Source organism: Paraglaciecola sp. QJM3NY_14, assembly GCF_056173245.1.
In genome coordinates this window covers 4,698,567-4,721,397 of sequence record NZ_CM149664.1, presented here as the reverse complement: position 1 = coordinate 4,721,397, position 22,831 = coordinate 4,698,567, and the positions used below count along the sequence as shown (strand labels likewise).

General features: G+C 45.3%; 21 protein-coding genes. 7 read left to right on the top strand and 14 right to left on the bottom strand.

All coding sequences use genetic code 11. From position 1 onward, the window contains the following. Nucleotides 1–20: 20 nt before the first annotated feature. Genes AC0VYA_RS20120 through AC0VYA_RS20110 form a run of 3 tightly spaced genes read right to left on the bottom strand, consistent with a single transcriptional unit; the run spans nt 21 to nt 3,348 of the window. Nucleotides 21–1,358, bottom strand: coding sequence for an N-acetylmuramoyl-L-alanine amidase (locus tag AC0VYA_RS20120; protein WP_475489449.1), 1,338 nt, complete (start codon nt 1,356–1,358; stop codon nt 21–23). Next, nucleotides 1,355–1,816, bottom strand: a complete 462-nt coding sequence (gene tsaE / locus AC0VYA_RS20115; RefSeq protein ID WP_006994039.1) for a tRNA (adenosine(37)-N6)-threonylcarbamoyltransferase complex ATPase subunit type 1 TsaE — start codon at nt 1,814–1,816, stop codon at nt 1,355–1,357. Before tsaE ends, AC0VYA_RS20120 begins: the two co-directional genes overlap by 4 nt. Beyond that, nucleotides 1,813–3,348, bottom strand: coding sequence for an NAD(P)H-hydrate dehydratase (locus AC0VYA_RS20110; protein WP_475489448.1), 1,536 nt, complete (start codon nt 3,346–3,348; stop codon nt 1,813–1,815). Before AC0VYA_RS20110 ends, tsaE begins: the two co-directional genes overlap by 4 nt. Here AC0VYA_RS20110 and queG point away from each other — a divergent pair. After that, nucleotides 3,336–4,529: a tRNA epoxyqueuosine(34) reductase QueG gene (gene queG / locus AC0VYA_RS20105; RefSeq protein ID WP_475489447.1), complete on the top strand. Its 1,194-nt coding sequence runs from the start codon at nt 3,336–3,338 to the stop codon at nt 4,527–4,529. The two genes, AC0VYA_RS20110 and queG, sit on opposite strands and share 13 nt — an antisense overlap. A 76-nt stretch (nt 4,530–4,605) precedes the next feature. Here queG and AC0VYA_RS20100 read toward each other — a convergent pair whose 3' ends face one another. The 3 genes from AC0VYA_RS20100 to AC0VYA_RS20090 form a co-directional block, all read right to left on the bottom strand. Continuing rightward, entirely contained in the window at nt 4,606–4,983 is a 378-nt protein-coding gene (locus AC0VYA_RS20100) for a hypothetical protein (RefSeq protein ID WP_475489446.1), read from the bottom strand. 113 nt (nt 4,984–5,096) lie between these two features. After that, a complete protein-coding gene (locus AC0VYA_RS20095) occupies nt 5,097–5,888 on the bottom strand; it encodes a tRNA1(Val) (adenine(37)-N6)-methyltransferase (RefSeq protein WP_475489445.1) in 792 nt (263 codons plus the stop codon). A 43-nt stretch (nt 5,889–5,931) separates the two neighbouring features. Beyond that, a complete protein-coding gene (locus AC0VYA_RS20090) occupies nt 5,932–6,582 on the bottom strand; it encodes an NAD(P)H-binding protein (protein WP_475489444.1) in 651 nt (216 codons plus the stop codon). Between the two features lie 63 nt (nt 6,583–6,645). On the opposite strand from AC0VYA_RS20090, the gene AC0VYA_RS20085 reads away from it, so the two are divergent. Beyond that, nucleotides 6,646–8,853 carry a S9 family peptidase gene (locus tag AC0VYA_RS20085; protein ID WP_475489443.1) on the top strand — a complete coding sequence of 736 codons (2,208 nt, stop codon included), beginning with the start codon at nt 6,646–6,648 and terminating at the stop codon, nt 8,851–8,853. Nucleotides 8,854–8,944: 91 nt separating this feature from the next. Here AC0VYA_RS20085 and AC0VYA_RS20080 read toward each other — a convergent pair whose 3' ends face one another. Continuing rightward, on the bottom strand, nt 8,945–9,319 hold the full coding sequence (locus tag AC0VYA_RS20080; protein WP_473476605.1) for a PH domain-containing protein: 375 nt from the start codon (nt 9,317–9,319) through the stop codon (nt 8,945–8,947). 121 nt (nt 9,320–9,440) lie between these two features. On the opposite strand from AC0VYA_RS20080, the gene AC0VYA_RS20075 reads away from it, so the two are divergent. Next, complete coding sequence (locus AC0VYA_RS20075; protein ID WP_475489442.1) at nt 9,441–10,457, top strand: serine/threonine dehydratase; 1,017 nt, start codon at nt 9,441–9,443, stop codon at nt 10,455–10,457. 125 nt (nt 10,458–10,582) lie between these two features. Here the strand turns inward: AC0VYA_RS20075 and AC0VYA_RS20070 are convergent, their stop codons facing one another. Continuing rightward, on the bottom strand, nt 10,583–11,491 hold the full coding sequence (locus AC0VYA_RS20070) for a carbon-nitrogen hydrolase (protein ID WP_475489441.1): 909 nt from the start codon (nt 11,489–11,491) through the stop codon (nt 10,583–10,585). Continuing rightward, complete coding sequence (locus tag AC0VYA_RS20065) at nt 11,488–12,540, bottom strand: agmatine deiminase family protein (protein ID WP_475489440.1); 1,053 nt, start codon at nt 12,538–12,540, stop codon at nt 11,488–11,490. The genes AC0VYA_RS20070 and AC0VYA_RS20065 overlap by 4 nt, the downstream gene beginning before the upstream one ends. Before the next feature lie 517 nt (nt 12,541–13,057). On the opposite strand from AC0VYA_RS20065, the gene AC0VYA_RS20060 reads away from it, so the two are divergent. After that, nucleotides 13,058–13,378 (top strand): DUF3718 domain-containing protein, encoded by a 321-nt coding sequence (locus tag AC0VYA_RS20060; protein WP_006992928.1) that lies wholly within the window; start codon nt 13,058–13,060, stop codon nt 13,376–13,378. A gap of 102 nt (nt 13,379–13,480) precedes the next feature. Here AC0VYA_RS20060 and AC0VYA_RS20055 read toward each other — a convergent pair whose 3' ends face one another. From AC0VYA_RS20055 to AC0VYA_RS20040, 4 genes are all read right to left on the bottom strand, one after another. Next, nucleotides 13,481–14,809, bottom strand: a complete 1,329-nt coding sequence (locus AC0VYA_RS20055) for a DUF3300 domain-containing protein (protein ID WP_475489439.1) — start codon at nt 14,807–14,809, stop codon at nt 13,481–13,483. 172 nt (nt 14,810–14,981) lie between these two features. Further along, nucleotides 14,982–15,596, bottom strand: coding sequence for a GTP cyclohydrolase II (gene ribA / locus AC0VYA_RS20050; protein WP_011576664.1), 615 nt, complete (start codon nt 15,594–15,596; stop codon nt 14,982–14,984). A gap of 88 nt (nt 15,597–15,684) precedes the next feature. Next, nucleotides 15,685–18,543: an EAL domain-containing protein gene (locus AC0VYA_RS20045; RefSeq protein ID WP_475489438.1), complete on the bottom strand. Its 2,859-nt coding sequence runs from the start codon at nt 18,541–18,543 to the stop codon at nt 15,685–15,687. A gap of 167 nt (nt 18,544–18,710) precedes the next feature. Continuing rightward, nucleotides 18,711–20,153, bottom strand: a complete 1,443-nt coding sequence (locus tag AC0VYA_RS20040; protein ID WP_475489437.1) for a protein adenylyltransferase SelO — start codon at nt 20,151–20,153, stop codon at nt 18,711–18,713. A 66-nt stretch (nt 20,154–20,219) separates the two neighbouring features. Here AC0VYA_RS20040 and AC0VYA_RS20035 point away from each other — a divergent pair, with 66 nt between their 5' ends. After that, nucleotides 20,220–20,546 carry a c-type cytochrome gene (locus AC0VYA_RS20035; protein ID WP_011576661.1) on the top strand — a complete coding sequence of 109 codons (327 nt, stop codon included), beginning with the start codon at nt 20,220–20,222 and terminating at the stop codon, nt 20,544–20,546. Between the two features lie 157 nt (nt 20,547–20,703). Beyond that, entirely contained in the window at nt 20,704–21,369 is a 666-nt protein-coding gene (locus AC0VYA_RS20030) for a glutathione S-transferase N-terminal domain-containing protein (protein WP_473476589.1), read from the top strand. 104 nt (nt 21,370–21,473) lie between these two features. On the opposite strand, the gene metJ is transcribed toward AC0VYA_RS20030, so the two are convergent. Continuing rightward, nucleotides 21,474–21,797, bottom strand: coding sequence for a met regulon transcriptional regulator MetJ (gene metJ / locus AC0VYA_RS20025; RefSeq protein WP_006992936.1), 324 nt, complete (start codon nt 21,795–21,797; stop codon nt 21,474–21,476). Between the two features lie 147 nt (nt 21,798–21,944). Here metJ and metF point away from each other — a divergent pair, with 147 nt between their 5' ends. After that, complete coding sequence (gene metF / locus AC0VYA_RS20020) at nt 21,945–22,829, top strand: methylenetetrahydrofolate reductase (protein WP_011576659.1); 885 nt, start codon at nt 21,945–21,947, stop codon at nt 22,827–22,829. The last annotated feature ends 2 nt before the right edge of the window (nt 22,830–22,831 follow it).

The window sequence follows — 22,831 nt, the reverse complement described above, 5'->3', positions numbered from 1 at the left end:
TGGCGTTATTGTATAACGGACTAAGTGCGAGGAATAGTCAGCACTTGTCCTATGCGTACTACATCGGAGCTTAAGTTATTCGCGGCTTTAATATCACCTACGTCTACATTGTAGCGCTGGGCAAGTAACGATAGGCTTTCGCCGCTGCGCACTCTGTGAGTACGATTATGGCGTTTCTGTTTTGCCCACAATGAATCATCAGGCGGGGAGTCTAAAAAGTGGGTTTTCACCGCGGTAAAGATTGAATCGGCCAGTTGCTGACGGAATTTGGACCAATTCAAATTCTTCTCTTCGCTTGGGTTTGAGATAAAACCCGTTTCGACCAAAATGGACGGAATATCAGGCGCGGTTAATACCGCTAAGCTAGCCGCTTGGGGGATTTTTTTGTGCATTCTGGTGATGCCCCGCAACTTGCCTATGACCTTACGGCTTAAATCGTAACTGGTGGTGAGAGAGTGATCCATAGACATATCTAGCAAGGCTTGTGTTAAGTAGCGCTCGCTTGCGGTGTCTTGAATGACCTCTGCAGCCCCTCCAAGTAGCTCAGAGTGGCGTTCTGATTTTTCCATCCAACGGCCTAACTCTGAATTAGCGCGGCGCATAGATAATACCCACACCGAAGCCCCTCGCGGTTGAGGTGTAGTAAAGGCGTCGGCGTGTATTGATATCAGCAAGTCTGCTTTGTGCTTGCGGGCGATGTCGGGGCGTTTATTAGGGGAAATATAATAATCGCCTGAGCGCGTCATAACCGCTTTCATTCCGGGTTCGGCATCGATCAGTTTGGCTAAGCGCTGGGCGACATTCAGGGTGATATTTTTTTCAAATGTGCCGCCGCGGCCAATAGACCCAGGGTCTTCACCGCCATGGCCTGCATCTAACACGATCACAATGTCACGTGATTGTTGAGAATTATTGTGTTTGACAACAGTAGGGGCAGTTTGAGGGGCGTTTTTATCATCTAAATCTATTACTAAACGATTTCGATAGGGCTCGGTCGGTGGCAAGGCAAATAGCGTGCTTTCGAGCTTTTTCTTTAACTCAATGACAACCCGTATGCTGCCTTTTTCTTTGGCTGAGCTATAGCGAACTTTTTTAACTAAAGGGCTCTTATTCGCGAGTTTAGCAAAGTCGAAATTTTTCTCAGTGTCCGCCAAATCAATGACTAAGCGATCAGGGTTACCTAAGGTGAAATAGCTATATTCAGGTGTGTCTTCAAGATCAAATACGATCCGAGTGCTGCCGGGTGAGGGCCAAATTCGGACACTATCAATGGCATTTTTGGCGAAACTAGCAGGAACGACCAAGAGCAGCATAATGCTGAAAATTCCCGCTGTTATTTTTTGCCAAAGATACTTCATTTTTGGGCCAATTCGCTCAGTAGTGTTTGTCCATATTCGTTATTTGCTTGCACAGTTAACGAGCGACTATTTTCAATAAATTCAATACTAATGTGTAAATCTGCCGCTGCCAAGAGGCCTTCGCCTTTATCTGCCCATTCGATTAAGCATATGCAGTCGTCGTCAAAATAATCACGGATCCCGATAAATTCTAGCTCTTCAGGATCAGATAGACGATATAAGTCAAAGTGAAATATGCGCCAGTCATTTATTTCGTATGGCTCCACCAGTGTATAGGTGGGGCTTTTAACTCGCCCTTTGTAGCCTAAAGCGTGAATAAAACCGCGGCAAAAAGAGGTTTTCCCTGCACCGAGATCTCCTTCCAGATAAATGACCGTAGCGCGGCTGCAGAGATTGGCAAGCTGCCCAGCTAATTCAGTTGTGGCCTGCTCATCCGCTAAATAAAAAGAATGCTTCATGTGGGATTAACTAATATTCGTAAAGGTTCAAAAAGATCGCTGGCAAGCATACCACGTTGACCATATTGGTGGGCAACGTTATCCGCAGCATTTGCGTGCAAACATACCCCATATAAAGACGCTTGCGTGGCCGTCATCTTTTGGGCAAGAAGCCCAGCAATTATCCCCGTGAGTGTATCGCCCATCCCGGCGGTTGCCATACCAGGATTGCCGTCAGTGCAAATCCAGCTTTGTTCACCATTGCTAATGATGCTGCCAGCTCCTTTAAGTACCGCTACGGTATTATATTTGTTCGCCAGTGCCTGGGCTGCTTTTATACGGTCTTGCTCGATTTCGGCAACGCTGCTACCCAGCAAACGCGCTGCTTCTCCTGGGTGAGGGGTGATCACACTGCGCTCTTTTGACAACGCGCTTTGGTGTGAAGCACTACCGTCTGCCAGCAAATTGAGTCCATCGGCGTCAATAACGCAGGGTTTTTGCGTCGAATGTAAATGGTTCATTACCTCATTAAATAACGACACAGCCCATTCGTCAGTGCCTAAACCTGGTCCCATAGCGATGCAGGAAGACCAATCAAGTTGTGATGAAAGTTGGTCGCTGGCTAACATTAACTCTGGGCGACCCATGGAGATAGGCAATCGGCTGTCGCTATGGCAATAAGCTCGCACTAGCGCTGCGCCTGTGCGAAGCGCAGCTTCACTCGTCAAACGTAACGAGCCTGGCATGCCTGTATTGGCACCCAGCGTCAGCAAACGGCCAAAGTGGCCTTTGTGGGCATTGGCTTCACGTTTATTCAGTGTGGGTAAGTGGGCATAATTGACCAAGTAAGCATGAGGCGTGGCAATCGCATTGAAAGCATCTGCTATATCTAAATCATCATAGATGAGCTTGCCGCAATATGATTTGCCTTGTCCTGTCAGCAAGCCCGCTTTTAGGGCAACTACCGTGACGGTACAATCGGCTTGTACGCAGGCACCAAGTGGAACGCCCGTATCAGAATTTAGCCCTGAAGGTATATCAATGCTCAATATTGGCAGGTTCGACGCGTTGACAGCATTGATGAGATCAAGGGCGTCATCTCTAACTTGGCCATTTAATCCTGTGCCGAGAATGCCATCGACGACAACGTCATAAATTGAAAAATCTGCATCTCGCCATGGAATAATCTCTCCGCCTTCTGATAACCAAGTCTGCTGCGCAGTATAGGCATCACCGTGCAGTGGTTTATCCGGAACAAGGGCGGCCACTGTCACTTGCCAGCCAAAAAATTTAGCCAAGGTGGCAACCACATAGCCGTCACCCGCATTGTTGCCGGCACCTACTACTACTAGTAAATTATGCACATAGGGAAAGATGACTTTGAGATGGCGGAATACACCTTGCCCCGCACGCTGCATTAACGCGTACATCTGATAGCCGCTGGCTGCCGCGGCGGCTTTTTCCTGTTGACGTACCTGCTGCGCGAGAAAAACTTTCTGTGATAAACTGCTCGGCGCCCAATTTTCCGTCAAGGTTGTTAATGTCTTTTGCACAATATGATCTCCATCAATTAGCCCAAAATATCAAGGCTTGGGGCGAAGCGCTAGGCTTTCAACAAGTTGGTATTGCTGATATTGATTTATCTACTCATGAAGACAAGCTGCAATCGTGGTTGGACAGTGGCTATCATGGGCAAATGAACTTTATGGCTGAGCATGGCATGAAGCGCGCGAGGCCAGCTGAGTTGTTGCCCGGTACCCTGCGCGTTATTAGCGTGCGTATGGATTACTTACCCCCAGATGCCAAATTTGCTCACACGTTAAAAAATAAAGAGTCAGCTTATATAAGCCGTTACGCATTGGGCCGTGACTACCACAAATTATTGCGTAATAGATTGAAAAAACTGGGCGAAAAAATTCGCACAGAATGTACAACCGCTAATTTTAGGCCGTTCGTAGACTCCGCCCCTGTGCTAGAACATGCGCTGGCGGAAAAAGCCGGTATCGGCTGGACGGGTAAGCACTCGCTTACGTTGAATCAACAAGGCGGGTCATGGTTTTTCTTAGGGGAGTTGTTTATCGATATTCCGCTACCGGTTGATGAGCCAGTTGAAGAACAATGCGGCAGCTGCAATGCGTGTATTACCATTTGCCCTACCCAGGCGATCGTCGCACCTTATGTAGTAGATGCTAAACGCTGTATTTCCTACTTAACCATAGAATTAAAAGGGGCTATCCCAAAAGCGTTTCGCCGTGCCTTGGGCAATCGCATTTATGGTTGTGATGATTGCCAACTGATTTGCCCGTGGAATCGCTACGCGAAAATTACCAATGAAACTGATTTTCACCCCAGAGACGTTTTACAAGGTAGAACATTAGCCGAGTTGGCGATGTGGGACGAGAGCACGTTTTTAAAAAATACCGAAGGGTCCGCTATTCGTCGCATAGGGCATGAACGTTGGCAACGCAATATCTCGATTGCCTTAGGCAATGCACCTTATTCAACGCATACCTATGAGGCAATCACAGCGTTAGCTGCTCACGGTACAGATTTGGTGAAAGAGCATGCTCGCTGGGCGCTAAATGAGCAGGACCTAAAAAAAGCACAAGGCATCTCAGTCGTGGCCATCGACGATATTACGCCTCGAGACGATTCGTTATTGGCCCCGCAAGAAAAACGCTTAAATCAGCGGTTAATTCGCAGCATCGAGAAAGGCTTGGCACGAGACGCTTAACACGTTCGCATACACGATGTTCTCGCATATGAAATGCCATATCTATTCCGAATAACCGTTCGTTAGTCACTCATCATCAGATGAAATACTGGACAATCCTAGGAACACTTTCGTGATCCATGGGCAGAGTGAACTCATACCCTTCACTGTCGGTGGGAAATCCATACAAACCAAAGCGATTCCCTCTGGCCACACTGACAATGGCCACGAAGTTAGCGTGGTCTTCTAAGTCGTCTTCAAGTGGATCCAGAATAGGCAAGGTGTAGCGGCCAAATTCCATGATGGCAATTTGCCTGTGATGACGTTGTACGAAGCAGGTGAAAGTCGGGTTGGGCACACAAGCATACAAGGCAAATTTAGGAATTTGCAGACCGACGCCATGCCAATGAAACTCCAACACGTGTAAGCGGTCAGTCAAAGATGAAACGGAGTTTGGTAGCGGTACAGCACGCATAGTAACCTCCTGAAGATAAGCAAACGGACTCTTTTTCGTTCGCTTATCTTCACATTAGGTAATTTTCACTCAACTATCTAGCGTTTTTTGTCGCATTTATGCGCAAGCTCTAACTAAAAATTTAAGTAATAGTCTTTGCAAAGTGCTTTATATTGGTCTGAATATTGGTGACTTTGTGTATAAATAGTCAAGGTGTCACGGGTCGGTGGCTCAGGGGTAGTAAGGGCACGACTAATGGTGTCGCGTATACAGGAAGGGTCATTAAAGCGAAAGGCAAGTAGTTCTCGAAGGGCATTTGTATCGGGTTTAGAAAACACCGTTAACTGCTTTATTAAACTTAACCCTAACGGGTCTGCCAATTCAATAAATGCTTGGCTAACGTCGCTGGGTAAAACACAGTAAAACACACCTGAGGGGGCAAGCAATCGCATCACATTATTGAGTAGCGTGTGATGTGTTAGCTCACTGGTTTGCCTCGCGGCCACGCGTTTCTGGGCGTGTTTATCATGCGTTAGAATCGGGCTGTTAAAATACGGTGGATTGCTGATGATAAGGGCAAATTTGGGGTTATCACGGTTTTGTGTGAATGATTGCACACTGGCTTGCTGCGCATCGAGTCTATGCGACCAAGGGCTGTTGGCCATATTGCGTGTGGCCTGACCAATAGCATCCTTATCGATATCAATTCCGCTAATATGGGTTTGTTCACTGCTTTTTTGGGCCAGCATAATAGCTAACAAGCCGCTACCCGTTCCTATGTCTAGGAATCTTTGTGTCTCTGAGGCATTTATTAAATCACCCCCCGTCACCCAACTGCCGAGCATGATGCTGTCGGTGCCGACTTTCATGGCGCAATCTTGGTGCTCAATAAAGAACTGTTTAAATTGAAACCCTTGGCGCTTCATTGAACGTCCTTTTTAGCGCTGTTTTCAAAACGTGTTTTAGAGCTCATTCAGCCCTCCCTTTAGGGAAGAAGTCTTGCAGGGTTATCATATGCGCGGCCACTTGCCTTGCGCTCACAGGCTTATATTTCGCCCAACGACCAAACAACAATGGAGAAATAAGTTTGGCAAATACAATTCCTATGCGCTCGGCGAAGCGTGTTTCTGAGCGTTCCCCAACCAATAGTGATGGGCGCACTGCACTGGGTTGCTGTAAACCTGACAGGTTCAATATGGCGTTTTCTAATTCACCCTTCACGCGTAAATAAAAGCTCTTACTTTTGGCGTTGGCTCCCACCGAAGATATCCACACAAAGCTTTGTGCTTTTTGTGCCCGGGCAAGCTGCGCTGCAATGTGCACGTACTCAAAATCGACTTTACGAAAGGCGGCTTTGCTTTTCGCTTGCTTAATAGTGGTTCCTAGGCACACGTAAATATGGTCAGCGTTAAAATACCCTTGGTAGTCTTGCAGTGCATCGAAGTTGATAACGATGGGCTCTAATATGCCCTTTGGGTCGGGATAGTCACTGTGTTTCAGCGGCTTTCGTACCAGACACGTTACTTTGCCATAACGCGAATCTACGAGTAGTTGCGTCACTAAAGCTTTACCTACTAAACCTGTTGCGCCTAAAACGAGTGCCGTATTTCTGTTCTTCATGTTTTACCTATGCGGATCAAGTCATTACAATACGCAGCTTATGGTTAAAGGATACTGATAATAATGAAAAATCTCATTTGGATCTTGTTATGTTCACTGGTGGTACCGGCAATGGCAACTGAAAATCTAACGATAGAACGCATTTTTGACTCTCCCGCCTTAGAAGGCAGCTCACCGAATAGCGTTAAAGTCTCCCCAGACGGCAAGCGCGTGACCTTTTTACAGGGGAAAACCACAGATTACGAGCGTTACGACCTGTGGGAATACAACATTGCGACGGGGAAAACCCAAATGTTGTTCAACTCAGACGACTTACATAGCGGCCCTGAAACCTTATCTGATGAGGAAAAAGCTCGCCGTGAGCGCATGCGTCTTAGTGGCTCAGGCATAGTGAATTACTTTTGGTCAGACGATGGCAAGGCTTTGTTGTTTCCGTTAGCGGGAGATGCCTACTATTTCCGTTTAGGGGATGACAAAGCGCAAAAGATTTTGGACACAGACGCATTTGAAACTGATATTCGTTTTTCACCCAAAGCGAACTTTATCTCTTATGTACGTGAGCAAAATCTGTTCATCAAAGATATCAAGACTCAAGTAGAAACCCAGCTAACGTTCGATGGCAAAGGTCCAATCAAAAATGCCATGGCGGAGTTTGTCGCTCAGGAAGAAATGGGCCGCATGACAGGCTACTGGTGGTCACCAGATGAAAGCAAAATCGCTTTTACTCAAGTGGATGAGTCGCCGGTTGACGAAATTACTCGTAGCGAAATTTACGCGGACTCTATTAAAATGATCAATCAGCGTTACCCAAGTGCGGGTACGCCGAATGTTACGGTAAAGCTTGCGATAAAAGATCTTGCTAGCGGCGACACCCAATGGGTTGACCTAGGTAAAGAACAAGACATTTACCTTGCTCGGGTAAATTGGATGAAAGACAGCCAAACGTTAACCTACCAATGGCAAAGCCGTAACCAACAAGCTCTTGAGCTACGCGCGTTTGACAGCAAAACAGCCAAGCAAAGCGTATTGCTGACAGAGTCCAGCAACACTTGGGTTAATTTAAATGATGACCTGCACTTTTTAAATGACCATAAGCATTTTATTTGGGCATCAGAGAAAAGCGGATATAAACACCTTTACCTATATAAAACTGACGGCACCTTGGTACGTCAGTTGACGAAAGGCGACTGGGTGGTGGATGAAATTGAAGCCATTAATGAAAAGCAAGGCCTAGTGTATTTTACTGGCCGCGCTGACACGCCTCTTGAGCAACACATTTACTCAGTCGCTATTGCTGGTGGCGATATCAAAAAAATAAGCCAACGCAGAGGTACCCACGCGCCTAGCTTCAGCGACGATGCTTCTGTTTATGTGGATAAATTCTCGACAGCTAATACGCCGTGGCAGGTCAGCTTGCATCAGGCCGATGGTAAGCACTTAGCTTGGTTAAGTGAAAATGCGATTAAAGCAGGTCACCCATTAGCGGCATTGCAAAGGGATTGGGTTGAGCCAACGCTCGATAGCTTTGTTACTGAAGATGGCGCAGAGCTTTATTATCGTTTGTACACACCGAAAAAAATTCAAGGTAAACACCCTGTTATTGTTTACGTATACGGTGGCCCTCATGCACAAGTGGTGACAAATAGCTGGGGTGGCAATCGTGGCTTGCTAATGCAGTACTGGGCAAATAAAGGCTATGTGGTGTTTTCAGTGGACAATCGCGGCTCGAACTACCGCGGTAAAGGCTTTGAAGATCCCCTCTATAAGAAAATGGGCAGCACAGAAGTAGATGACCAAATAGCGGGGGTAAAATTCTTGCGTAAATTGCCTTATGTCGACCCAGAACGTATTGGTATTTATGGCCACAGTTACGGCGGTTATATGTCACTGATGAGCATGTTTAAAGCCGGTGAATACTTTAAAGCCGGTGTTGCTGGTGCGCCCGTTACAGACTGGGGGTTATACGATACCCATTACACCGAGCGTTACATGGGTAACCCAAAAGAAGATGAAGATGCTTACATCGCTTCTTCTGTTTTCCCTTATGCAAAGAATCTGACCGGTGATTTGATGATTTACCATGGCATGGCAGACGATAACGTATTGTTTACTAACAGCACCAAGCTATATAAACATTTACAAGATTTGGCTATCCCGTTTGAAAGCATGGATTACCCAGGCAAGAAACACAGTATACGTGGCAAGCAAACAGGTATTCATTTGTTTCACACAATTACTAACTTCTTTAATCGTCATTTCGATATGAAGTAATAGCATTAATATTCAAGTATAAATGAATATTGAAACGTAAAAAGGCGACTGTTCAGTCGCCTTTTTCGTACTTGCTCAAATGAGGCGTCCGTTAAGCAAACATGTGTGTCGCTAGGGTTTGCTGAATGCCAACCACTGTGTCTTTCTTAAGTTCTTTTTCAATTGGCTGGTCTTGCCCCGACACCCAAATTTTCAGCTCGGCGTCTAAATCAAAATGCCCGGCGGTTTCAATTTTAAATTGGGTGATGGCTCGATAAGGGATGGAATGATAATCCACCTTGCGGCCGGTCAAGCCTTGTTTGTCAATCAGCAACAAGCGCTTATTGGTGAATACGTACATATCGCGTACCACTTTAAACACTTGCTGAACCTCTTCTGTGGCACCGATAATCGGTGCTAGTTCTTCGCTCACATCACTGACATCGATTTCAGATGCGTTGCCCATGATGGCGTCAAGTAATCCCATGTTGTTCTCCTTTTTAGATTTTGCTTAGTAAAACCGATTTTGTGCAAAAAGAGAACTAATAACGGGTGTTTGCTCATGCTAAAGTATTTATCGGCTTTATTTATCAAGGAGTTGTTATTACATGCCTAGTGTGAACTTTGCTGATATCAGTTCGGCTAGATTACGTATCTCGCGTTATGTGCGTACGAGTGAACTGATGACATCTGCATTACTCAATCGTTGGCTGGGGCACGAGGTTTTGTTCAAAACTGAATGCTTACAGCGCACTGGTGCTTTTAAGTTGCGCGGCGCATTGAATACCCTGCTGCATGCGAAAGAGAAAGGTGTTCCCATTAAACGAGTGGTAGCCAGCAGTTCGGGCAATCACGCCCAAGCGGTGGCTTATGCTGCATCTTTGTTTGATATTCCTGCGACTATATTTAGCGCACAAAACATCTCAAAAATTAAAGCCGCTGCCACTCGCGCTTACGGGGCTGAGTTGCGCTTATTCCCCTTACGAGATGAAGCGGACAATGCAGTAGCACAAGCAGCAAATGAGCCCGGCACGTTGTGGATCCCGCCTTTTAACCACCCGGATGTCATTGCGGGGCAGGGTACAGTAACGGCTGAAATTCTAGAGCAAACCGCTGACGTGAATGGCATATTCATGCCTTGTGGCGGAGGTGGTTTAGCCTCAGGTAGCATGCTAGCCGCACGCGCGTTAAGCCCACAAACTAAAGTCATCGCGAGTGAGCCACTGGCGGGTAACGATGCAGCGCAATCTTTGCGCTTGGGCAGTATTCAGCGCTTAATAGCACCGGCTAAAACACTCGCGGATGGCGCCGCAACGCCAGCGGTAGGCGAACATACCTATCCACTAATACAACAGCTAGACGGTTTTTACGAGGTGGATGAAACGCAAATCGCCTACTGGACGCAGTGGCTACAGCATTTATTAAAGTTGCATGTTGAGCCCACAAGCGCCATGAGTATGCATGGTGTGGTCAACTATTTGGCCAAGCAAAGCGCACCGCAAAAAGTGGTGGTGATTTTGTCTGGGGGAAATATCGATGCACAAAAAATGCAGCAGATTTGGCAACAAGACCATTTAATCAATCAACCAAGTTTACCCAGTGTGCCGCTAGCCTCAGTAATGTAGCTTCTCTTAGTTCCGTCTACATTCTTTTTGAATTTGCCCATTAAAAAAGCCCTAATGACCTAGTCAGTGGGGCTTTATTTTATGCGCTATGCTAATTAGCTGTTATCTAGTGAGTACTAGGGTCTTCAGTCGCGCCAGCGCTTAGTCATATCTTCGTAGGCGTCGATACGACGATCGCGGAAGTATGGCCAAATGCGCTTCACTTGTTCTGTGCGGGCTAAATCTAATTCAACCATCAAGTTTTGTTCGCTGTCAGCATCGGCTTGGGTGAGGATCTCTCCTTGTGGGCCTGCAATAAAACTTTGCCCCCAAAACTGAATGCCATTGTCACCTTCTACTGGCGATGCTTCAAAGCCTGTGCGGTTTGCCACTACCACAGGCACTGAATTCGCCACTGCGTGAGAGCGCTGAATGGTTTGCCAGGCACCGAATTGTCTTTGTTGCTCGTCTACTGTGTCAGCTGGATCCCAACCAATTGCAGTAGGATAGAACAACATATCTGCGCCGCGCATGGCCATCAAACGAGCTGCTTCTGGATACCATTGATCCCAACATACTAGTACGCCCAATTTACCCACACTGGTTTGGATTGGCTCAAAGCCCATGTCGCCAGGGGTGAAGTAAAACTTTTCGTAGAAACCTGGGTCATCAGGAATGTGCATCTTGCGATATTTGCCGACCATGCCTAATTGGCGATCGAACACCACTGCGGTGTTGTGGTATAAACCTGAGCCACGTTTTTCAAACAAAGACGTAATTAACACAATATCTAACTTGGCGGCTAGCTCGGAAAAGTAGTCCGTTGCGGGACCTGGAATGGGTTCCGCTAAATCAAAAAAGTCTGTGTTTTCTTGCTGACAGAAATACAAGGTGCTGTGCAATTCTTGTAGCATAACTAATTCGCAACCTTGTTCGGCGAGTTTTGTGACTTGTTCAGCGCTACGCTGCCAGCTGAGTTGCTTGTCATTATTGGCAACCGCTTGTTGAACGACTCCTACCTTTAGGGTTTTGGCGGTTTGTGGGGTGCGGCTCATAACTGACTGACTCCTGTTGCTAGTTTCTTGCTAATGTCGAACGTTAATGTACTCACCGGAACTTGCATACTAATACAATGCAAGCTGCCGAATTGCTGAACCAAGGGTAAGCAATTTATTGGCACGATTGTATATTCAGGATAAGCCTTTGCCATTATATCCATGGCAAGTTGGTCTTGTGGCTGCTGATATACAGGACATAAGATCTGTTTATTATTTATCAAGTAGTTGGCATAAGAAGCAGGCAAGCGTTCGCCTTGCTGGTTAAACACTTGGGGCAAGGGGAGTTCGAAGATTTGATGTTCGGGCATAGCAGCTTTGCACTCGTCGACCAGGGCTGCTAAGCCGGCATAGTGAGTGTCATCGGGTACATTAAATGCTGACTGCACGACTAGGCCATCGTGAGGGGTAAACCGAACTAGGGTGTCAATGTGGCCGTCTGTGTCATCACCTTCTAAATGCCCTTGTTGGAATATATGCACACTCTTCGCGCCTAAGGCGACTTTGAATGCCCCGCGATATTGAGACATCGTCATGTCACCATTACGCTCAGGGTTCGATAAACAAAACTCAGTAGAGAGCAACACACCTGCATCGTCTATTTCTAGCGCACCGCCTTCAGCGACAATATCGAAACTCTGCAACGGTAAACGGCATAAGCCTGCTAACACTTGCTGGTTTATCTGATTGTCTTTGTTAGCGTCGAATTTATTGCCCCAGCCGTTAAAGTTGAACTCGATAGGCTGCATGCCACCTGAACTATGGCAGGTTAAAAAGCCATAATCTCGTACCCAAGTGTCGTTATAATCGGCGCGTACTAATAGCACGCGATCAATGGGCTGTTTAAAATCTTGGCTCAAGGTTTTAAAGGCAGGGATTTCTTGGTCGCGAATAAGCAGTATGACACCAGTACCAGCTTGGTTAAGGTTAGCCATAATCGTCAAATAGACTTGGCGAACGTCTACAAGCCAAGGTTGCCAATCTGTTTTTTGGTCAGGCCACGCGAGAATAATGGCTTCTTGAGGCGCCCATTCAGGGAGTAATCGCATAAAATTTACCGTCACACATTAAAGTTGCTCAATATTCGCGGAGTATAATGATAACCATCAGGCGGGTCTTGTGAATTTTGCCTGTTTAGCGCTAAATTTGTTATCAATGTAATGCGCTTGTCTCAATCCACATAAAAATTACCCGATAAAATTCTGTAATAAAACCTACATATTTTGTAATTTAACAACGTTTTAACGTGCCATTAAGGCTGAAAATCTAAAAAATGGTTAAATTTTGTGCTGTTTCTGTTTTTTAGCTGACGTGACTTTCAGTTTTAAACAGATGTTTTTGGAATAAATAGGAATATTCATTTCAATTATGAGTATATATAAATAAAAAATATTATTTAAATTCAATCAGTTACAAATGTTATTTTTGTGTAACCCCCTGTTTTACATGCTTTTTACTACTTTCGTACAATAAAACCACAGACATGATCATCAAATTCATGGATATTTCAGTGGCAGGCAGAACCTGCTGAACACTTAAATAGCTAACCAATATTTGGAGCACACAATGAAAAAAGTACTTATATCTCTCGTCGCGTTGACAGCCTTTAATGCAAGCGCTGGTATGGAATCTAGTAGTAAAGTGCGTTTCGCAGGTGACAGCGAATACTCAAGCTTCTGTAAAGCAGTAGTAAATGATGATCTTGGTATGCTTAAGCGCAGCCTACGTAGCAAAGTGGGTCAAGTTGCGGCAAGCTCTAACGATGTTCTTCGCAAGCTTGTATCGGCTGAAGGCATGAAGTGTAACGGTGTTGATTTGATTCAATTCTCAGAACAGCGTGAAGCATCACAAGTTAGTGCTTACCTAAAGACCAAAAACAATGCGTAAGAGGTCGCTCGATACCTCATTCAGCATAGGCAAATAGCCTGCCCAGCAGGCTATTTTAGCTTCTTTTTCTCCTAAAGAGCTACGCGCTGTACTATATTTCTTCTAAGGTTCTACCCTTCTTGCATTAAACTTCCCTGAATGTGTCTTAGTCTGTCTAATTGACTGTTTCGTCACCCTAGATGGTGTTCTGTACTGCTTGTTTTGTGATGCCCTTTTGACGGCTTTCGCTGGCTTAGAAACGTAACGGTTTTTACTGTTGTTTCTGTCGGCACTTTGACGCTGAATGCGCTGACTTTTTATCGCACGCTGAGGCTTTGTTCTTACCTGCTCTACCTTTTGCCTACCTTGTTCACTTTTGTAAGACTGCCCGTTTGCTTGAGATAAACGTTTTGAAACCGTCTTGCCGTTACTTTGTTTGCTTTGCTTAAAATGCGTGTTCTGTTTGCGATGAGCATTCTGCTCTCGCTTATACTGCCCATGATTGCGGGCGCTTGGTTGGCGCTTCAAGCGCGAGACGACCTTATCCCTATGTATACGACTTTTCTGCATTTCAACGTTACGGCTGGTAACGGCGCGCTTATGGGTACCGTTATACCCACGATGGTATTTTACTGTGCGTCTGTGGTGATTATTATGTTGCCATCTTGGGTAGTTGCGCACTTTACTATAGGTATATCTGTGATTCGAACGGCGGTAACGATAGTCGTTATTGATCACCACGTAATTATTACGCCAGTGAAAACCACCGAAGAAGAACCCAGCGCTGATATGAAATCGCGGACTCCAATGAAATCCTGAGTGATAGGTGTAATGACGAGGCGAGCGCCAAAAAATGGGCTGGTGGACGGTCCACCACCAATCACCATATACCACGCGAGTGTCATAGTAAGGCACGTAAACGGTTTCACGTTCAACACTGTGGATCACTATTTTATCTTGCTCACGTTCAACATTTTGGTATTGGTTGTCTTGCAAATTCCCTTTGGCATACGCCCGGCTTCGCAGTGTTTGCACGCTTTCTAACACTTGCGCTTCATTCGCTAAAAATGCATCGCCTAAATCTTGCAGCCAGTTCAGGTCTTTGCTCATACGTTCAAGCAATTCAGTAAAGGGAGTCAAGGCAATGACGCTAGGATCCCAATCCTGTTGTTCGGCAAGATCCAGTGCTTGTTGTTCTGACAGGTTAGCGTGCTCTTCACGCCAGCGAGCGGCTTGCACTACTTCGAGGGGATACGTTGCTCCAATCAAGATATGGGATAACAAAGAATCTGGGTACAAGGCGATAGGAGCCAACATTTGGTCTAATTTTGCTTGATGTAGCTCGACAGTTGGTTCAGCTTGAGTTTCTGCATGGGCCAATTGCAGCGCGACGCTAACCAACAGGCTTATGGCAGCTACATAAATGATGATGTACTTAGTGTTTCTGCCCATAGGACACCTCAGTTGTTTTACCTTTACACGATAGGTAAAGGGTATACGGTGACTGTAGTGTGGGCGATTAAGGCTTAATCTAAACTGAATCGAGGCTTAAGTGAGTGAATTATATCTTGCGGGTGCCAGTGCCGGAAAAGTTAAGGCCGCGTAAACGGCCTAACAATAATGATTACTTGAGTAGGTGCGGGTCAAACACATGGCCCAATTTTTCCGTTTTAGTGCGAATATAATGGCGGTTGTCATCTGTAATGCCGTGGTCAATTGGCGTGCGGCTGACCACTTCAATGCCCATCGCTTCTAGCGCTTTACGCTTTTTAGGATTATTGGTCATCAAATTCACCCGTTGCACATTGAGGGTATCAAGCATTAACTTGCACATATCGTATTCTCGCAAGTCAGCGTCAAAGCCTAAATGCTCGTTTGCTTCAACCGTATCTAAGCCTTGGTCTTGCAAATTATACGCTCGAATTTTGTTTAACAAGCCAATGCCACGCCCTTCTTGACGTAAATAAAGCAGCACACCTTTGCCTTGCTCTACAATATTTTGTAGCGCCTTTTCTAACTGTGCGCCGCAGTCACAACGGGTACTGAATAATGCGTCTCCGGTTAAGCATTCAGAATGAATTCTCATGGGTACCACATCACCAGATTGCCATTGTCCGAAAGTTAAGGCGACATGTTCTTGTTCGGTAGCGGTTTCAACGAACCCGTGTATGGTGAACTGGCCCCAGCGCGTGGGAAGGGAGGCTGAGCTCACGAATTCGTACTTCTGATGTTGTTTCATAATTTTGCTTGCTGACTTGTAAAAGTTATTTAATGGGCTGTCACACTGGATGAAAATATGGGTGCGGAATATTTAAATACAAGTGCCTCTACAGCCCCGCTTCTGAATTAAAGACACTGTTCTGGTCTGTCATCGTGCTTAGCGAGATGGGTTTGTTCACGCCAAATCCTTGAACAAAATCAACGCCAATTTTACCTAATTCCACCATGATCTCTTTTGATTCTACATATTCCGCTACGGTTTGTATTTTCATCGCGCTGGCGATGTCTTTGATGGAATTAACCATTGCCATATCCACGGGATCAATAAGAATATTTTTGACGAATTCGCCGTCAATTTTGACTTGGTCCACAGGGAGATTTTTTAGGTAATTGTATGATGAAAAGCCGCTGCCAAAGTCATCTAGGGCGAATGTGCAGCCAAGCGCTTTGAATGTATCAATAAACTCAATGGTTTCGTCGAGTTTTAAGATAGCCATGCTTTCCGTTATCTCGAAACAAATCTTATTGTGAGGTACTTGGTATTTCTCAAATGCGCTCAAAATAAACAGTTTAAGATCCTGTTCCCCCAGGGAATGGCCACTTAAGTTGATATTACAACGCATTAGATCTGCTTTGTGCTGCGGGTTTTGTGCTAACCAAGCAAAGTATGTGTCGATAACCCAACGGTCAATTTTGGCACTGAGGTTATAGCGCTCAGCTGCGGGTAAGAATTCACTGGGCAGTATGCGCTGGTCGTGTTCATCCACTAAGCGCAACAATATTTCGTAGTGGTGCCCCTTAGCAATAGAGGTCATTGGCATATACGGTTGGCAATGAAGTTCAAAACCGTTGTGGCTCAGTGCGTGTTGTATACGGGGTAGCCAACTCAATTGAGATTCGTATTTGGCAATTTGCTTGTCTGTTGAGGAGTAAGTGTGAAGTCGGTTCCGGCCGTGCTTTTTCGCCATATAACAGGCCGAATCGGCCATACTGAGCAGCTGCTCTGAGCTTGATATTGTGTCATTCCATGGTACTTGGCCAATGCTGACCCCAAGGGTCAAAGGGCGTTCTTCCCATGTAAACTCATGTACTTGTACGGCATTCAATAGTTTATTGGCGAGCATAAAACTGTTCTGGGCATTATTGCCAACCAGTAAAATACCAAATTCATCTCCGCCTAAGCGACCTATCATGCCATCATCGCTGACAATCTTTTTCATTAACTGCGAAAGCTGCCTAAGTACCGCATCGCCGGCTTTATGGCCATGTGTATCGTTGATCGCTTTAAATTGATCAATGTTTACGTGCAATAAGGTCAATTCTTCTTGCTGCTGTTTAGCGAAGAGTATCGCTTCATGTAGGCTTTTCTCGAATGCTTGGCGCTGATAAAAGCCGGTTAACGTATCGTGGCTGGCCATGTACTCAATGCTTTGGTGGTCAGACTTTCGCGCGCTAATGTCTACTACTGAGCCACAAATTAGTTTTTCATCAGTGTCGCCATTTTTGCTTAATTGAGCAGACACAGATAGCCAAAGATCCTGATTTTGCCGTGTTCTACCGCGTAATTCTTTACTTAACGTGGATTGGTTTTTATGGAGTTCACCTAGCAGCAGCTCTCGTTCATTTGGCTCTGCATACAAGGCAGACATTGTGGGCAAGTGGGCTTTCATTTGCGCTACGTCTTCATAGCCAAATATCTTCGCCATGGCTAGATTAGCGCGTAACAATTGACCATCGAGGCTGGAGATAAAGCGCCCTTCTGGGGCTTCTTCAAACATATCGACGAACTGTTGCAAGGCGCGAATCGAAGTTTGTTGCTCGTTGTAATGCCTAAATGCGATGACTTTTTCATGGGCGGCGATGGCAACGGCAATCAATACAATACCGATAACGATTAACGTGCTAAGCGTGAGTGACAGTTGTTCGGGAAAAGCCACCCAGTTCAGATAAAGTCCAATGTGTGCCACCGTCGTCAGGCTAATAAGCGTTAAACCCAAAGCAAACACGCGATTACTGATGGTGTGTCCTTTGTAACGATAAAATATCGCTAACACGGCGATAACCACAATGGATGATATAGAAGCGCCAGACACCAATAAAATCTGTTGGTAGCTATTAAGTACAAACGCCGATGCAGCACTTAACCAACCCATGGCATATAGGAAATAGCGGTAGTAGGTAGGCAGTGGGCGAAATATAGTGAAGGTTATTTTCGCTAATGAAAACAGCAACAGGGCACACAGAATAGTGCTTAGGTTGTCTATGTATTGATTGAAACCAGTGACATGACTCACCACACCTTGGCTATTTAAAAACAGCAGTAAATAAGCCGTACTGGCTACCGAAAACCAAAAGCGCACCGGGCTGCGCAATAACGTATAGGTGATCAAAAAGTACAGCACCATCATGGTCAATGCGCCGCTGAACAAGGAGAAAATCGTGCTGTTTCGTTGTTCTTTTTGAATCAGTGCTGTCTCTGATTTTACATCAAAAGCGAACACCAGCGGGCCTTCATCGCGGATCTTAATATAGATGTTTCGCGGCTGAGCATAAGGAATATCTACCGGAACCACGAATAACCTATGCTCAAAAGGGCGGTTATCATGAGGTCGTGTTGTACCTAGGCGATATGAGTTAATGATCCTGTCTCTTTCATCTAACACGTAGATATCCAACGCGTCGATACGTGGATTATCAATACTGATAAAAAAAGGTCGATGATTACTATCAGTGCTCAGGGTAACTCTGCCCCATAGGCTTTGATTATCATTCAGAGGTTGCGGAGAGAAGGTATCACGCCACGTTTTCAGTTCCTGCACGTCAGACAGCTGCACTTTATTATCGGCTACAAGCCAATGGCTAGAGGTGATTAAATTAACGGAAGGCGTTGAGTCATTAATATTAACGCTGGTTTGCGTGGTTTGCGCCTTAAGCACCAGCCCAAGTTGCATGATAAGCAGCAACATAAGGCACAGCGAGGAAGTAAAGTAAGATGAGCGGCGCATTTTCACAGTTTAAGAAACCAGAGCAAAGTTGGCTGCAGGCACGGTGTGCAACCTCGAGTTGTAATATGAAGCGTAGCCTAACATCGGATATTCCCTTTCAACAAAGAGTTTATTCTTATACATAAGGATTAACTGCTGCATGATATTTCCATGTGTTTACCCCAGTTAGGGGGTGGTTTAGCAAATTCGGCATACTCTGGTTTGCTATCAAATGGGTGTTGCAGCACATGTAATAACTTTCTAAAACGTGAAAAATCTCCGTTTTGTGCCGCATCAATTGCCAGTTGTGCTTGGTAGTTCCGCAGTACATATTCGGGGTTAATATTGCGCATGTTTGCTTGGCGTTCTTGCCTCTTCACACCTTGAGTAATCAGTGCGTGTTGATAATGTTCTAACCAAGTTTTAGCCGTGTCGCGTTGCATGAAGTGATCAACAAGTGGCTGATTTTCACTGTGTTCATCAACTTCGCACAATAATCGAAAGCTAATGTGGTAATCACGCTTGTCTTGATAAATTAGGTCGAGCCAACGGTTCACTAGTTCGGCGGTGTTTTGGGTATTTTCGTACAGCCCAAGCTTTTGGCGCATAAGTTGTGAAAACTCAGCCATTAAGCTTGGTTCATATTGACTTAGTGCTCCCTTGATTTGTTCGACACTCAAGTAGGGGGTGAATGCGTGCGCAAGGGCATTTAGGTTCCACAAACCCACGCTAGGCTGTTGCTCAAATGCATATCGCCCTCGATGATCAGAATGGTTACAGACAAATTTAGGATTAAAATCATCTAAAAAAGCATAAGGGCCAAAATCGAAGGTAATCCCGTGAATCGACATATTGTCAGTATTCATTACGCCATGGTTAAAACCGTATGCTTGCCATTTTGCAATTAGGGTAGCGGTATCCGTGACTATTTTTTCTAGCATGGCTAAATGGGGGGATTCACTGTGCAAACATGCAGAAAAATGATGTTCAAAGCAGTAGTCAAATAACCGCATGAGTTTGTCCAGTTCACCGTTGTGATAAAAGTATTCAAAATGGCCGAAGCGAATATGACTCTGGCTGACTCGGATCATCATAGCGGCTTTTTCTTGTTTTTCTCGGTACACGGGTTCGTCACTGGTAATTAAGCAAAGTGCCCTTGAGGTAGGAATACCCACATGGTGCAATGCTTCACTTGCGAGGTATTCGCGCAGCGTTGAGCGCAATACAGCTCGCCCGTCCGCGAAGCGTGAATAGGGCGTAGGGCCAGCGCCTTTAAGATGCAAATCCCATGATTTTCCGAATTTGTCTTTCGCTTCTCCAAGCAATACACCACGTCCATCACCTAAGTCTGGATTCCATCCACCAAACTGATGACCACCGTACTTTTGTGCAAAAGAATGTGTCGTAAATGAACTTGTATTGCCAAAAAGCATCGACATTATGCTAGATTGCGTAAACCATGATGCTGGTAGTTGCAGTGCGTCGCGTAAGGTGTGGTTAACCTCAACAAGTTGAGGGTTTGCCACACGCAAAGGCTTAGTTAAGGCGCCTAAATCACCTAAATGCGTTGCATATGAATGATCTAAATTCATTGTCTGCCTCTATTTTATTACTCGTAGAATGGTTTACGTAAACCGACGTTATCTTAAGGACCAATTATGAATCTAATCTCAAAAGCATGTGTTGTGGCGAGTATTTCAACAATCGCCATGTTATCAACTAACGTTTTCGCTGGCGACATTGCGGCGGGTAAATCTAAATCAGCGACCTGCATGGCATGTCACGGTGCGAATGGAATTTCGCAAATTCCCATGTATCCAAACTTGGCTGGCCAGAAAGAACAATACTTGGCAATCCAGTTAAAGGCGTTTCGCGCAGGTGAGCGTAAAAATATGGTGATGGCACCTATGGTTGCAGGTTTGAGTGATGCTGACATAGAAAATTTAGCCGCATATTACGCGAGCTTAGATCCGTCAGGAAAATAACCGCTACCCCGCACACATCAATGCGTAAATACCTTAAAGGCTGAAGATAACTTCTGCCTTTTTGCATTAATAGAGATATATTAATATTTTTGATGAGCCAGTTTGCGACTTTGCGCGTAAGTTACTCTCAATCAAATATATTAAAATAAGGTACCTCATGCTCACACTTCATCATCTTAATAACTCTCGCTCTCAACGCATTTTATGGATGTTAGAAGAGTTGGGTGTGGAATATGACATTCAGCGTTATCAAAGAGATAGCCAAACGAATTTGGCGCCTGAGTCATTAAAGAAGGTGCACCAGTTAGGTAAGTCACCCGTTATCACCGATGATGAAGTGACTGTGGCAGAGTCGGGGGCGATTATCGACTATTTAGCGCGTAAATACCCTGATAAAGCCTTAATACCTGAGCCAGGTACAGAAGCGTACCGTCAATATACCTATTGGCTACATTTCGCCGAAGGAACCCTGATGCCTCCCATGGTTGCCAAGTTGGTATTTGATAAAGTCAGACAAAACGCTAAACCGTTTTTTGTCAAAATCATCGCCAATAAAATTGCCGATAAAGTCATGGACGGGTACTACGGGTTGAATTTGGTCGCTAACCTTAAGTTTGTTGAACAATATTTAGCGGATAATGAGTGGTTCGCTGGTGATGCGTTATCTGGGGCAGATATACAGATGAGTTTTCCGCTAGAAGCGATGGCCTCACGCAATGTGCCGGGAGAATACCCTAATATTGCTGCCTTCGTAAAACGTATTCATGCACGCCCGGCTTATCAACAAGGTTTGTCCCGCGGGGGCCAGTACGACTACGCTTAAATACTGACTTTCTTTGACAAGTGCGGCTTGAGCGGGTTATTTAGGGTGTTTTGATGGCGAGGTCTAAGTGATTAGACCTAGTTGAGTAGCCCAACAGACTAGGGCTATTCTTCTGAATCGATATCGATGCCCATTTCTTGCATGATGCGCAATGCATCGCTGGGGATACGATTGTCATTATCTTTTTGTAAGTCGTTGTCATTCGGCAATGGCTGCCCAGTGAAGGCATGTAAAAATGCTTCACACAACAACTCTGAGTTCGTTGCATGACGCAGGTTATTCACCTGGCGACGTGTACGTTCATCTGTTAACACCTTGAGCACTTTTAAAGGAATAGAGACGGTGACTTTTTTCACTTGCTCGCTCTTTTTCCCATGCTCGGCGTAGGGATGAATGTATTTCCCATTCCATTTTGTCGTTTTAGCCATCGTTTACTCGCTTTTTTTCTTTCTTATAAGGGGAAATTCTAACCATAAACGAATAAAGGTCAACGATAGACTGCTAAACATCTTGACGGCTTTACGTACAAAGTTTAGTTTAGACGTCTAAACGTCCAGATAATCACGGAGCTTTTCATGGTCTCTTATGCACAAGGTATCGATGCCCTCAACCAGTCACTGTCAGAAGTGAAAGGGATCAATGTATCATTTGAATTTTTTCCACCTAAAACCGAAACGATGGAAAAGACACTATGGAAATCGGTGGAGCGCTTAGCGCCGTTAAAGCCTAAATACATGTCTGTGACTTACGGTGCAAATAGCGGTGAGCGTGATCGTACCCACGAAATCGTAAAACGTATTCAGAGCGAAACAGGGATTGCCGCTGCGCCGCACCTAACATGCGTAGATGCTAGCCGTGACGAATTAAAGCAAATCGCCAAAGATTATTGGGCCAGTGGTATTCGGAAAATTGTAGCTTTGCGTGGTGATTTACCCGAAGGCTATACCGAGCATGTATCTTACGCGTCTGATTTAGTGGCATTACTGCGTGATGTGGCTGATTTTGACATCGCCGTTGCAGCATACCCAGAGAAACACCCTGAAGCGCCGAACAGTCAATTTGACTTATTAAACCTAAAACGCAAAGCCGATGCAGGCGCGAACCAAGCAATTAGCCAGTTCTTTTTCGATGCTGAAGTGTTTTTACGCTTCAGGGACAGGGCAGCAGCAGCGGGTATTGAGATGGATATCGTACCGGGTATTTTGCCTGTGACGAACTATCAAACCCTGCAGCGTTTTGCAGGCTTTACCAACGTACACGTACCGAACTGGCTGCACAAAATGTATGACGGCCTAGATAAGGACGACCAAACTACTCGTAACTTAATGGGCGCTAGCATTGCCATGGACATGGTCAAAGTCTTAGCAAAAGAAGGCATTCGTGATTTTCATTTCTATACTCTGAATCGCTGTGAATTGAGTTATGCTATTTGCCATATGTTAGGCGTTAGAGCAGACTAAGA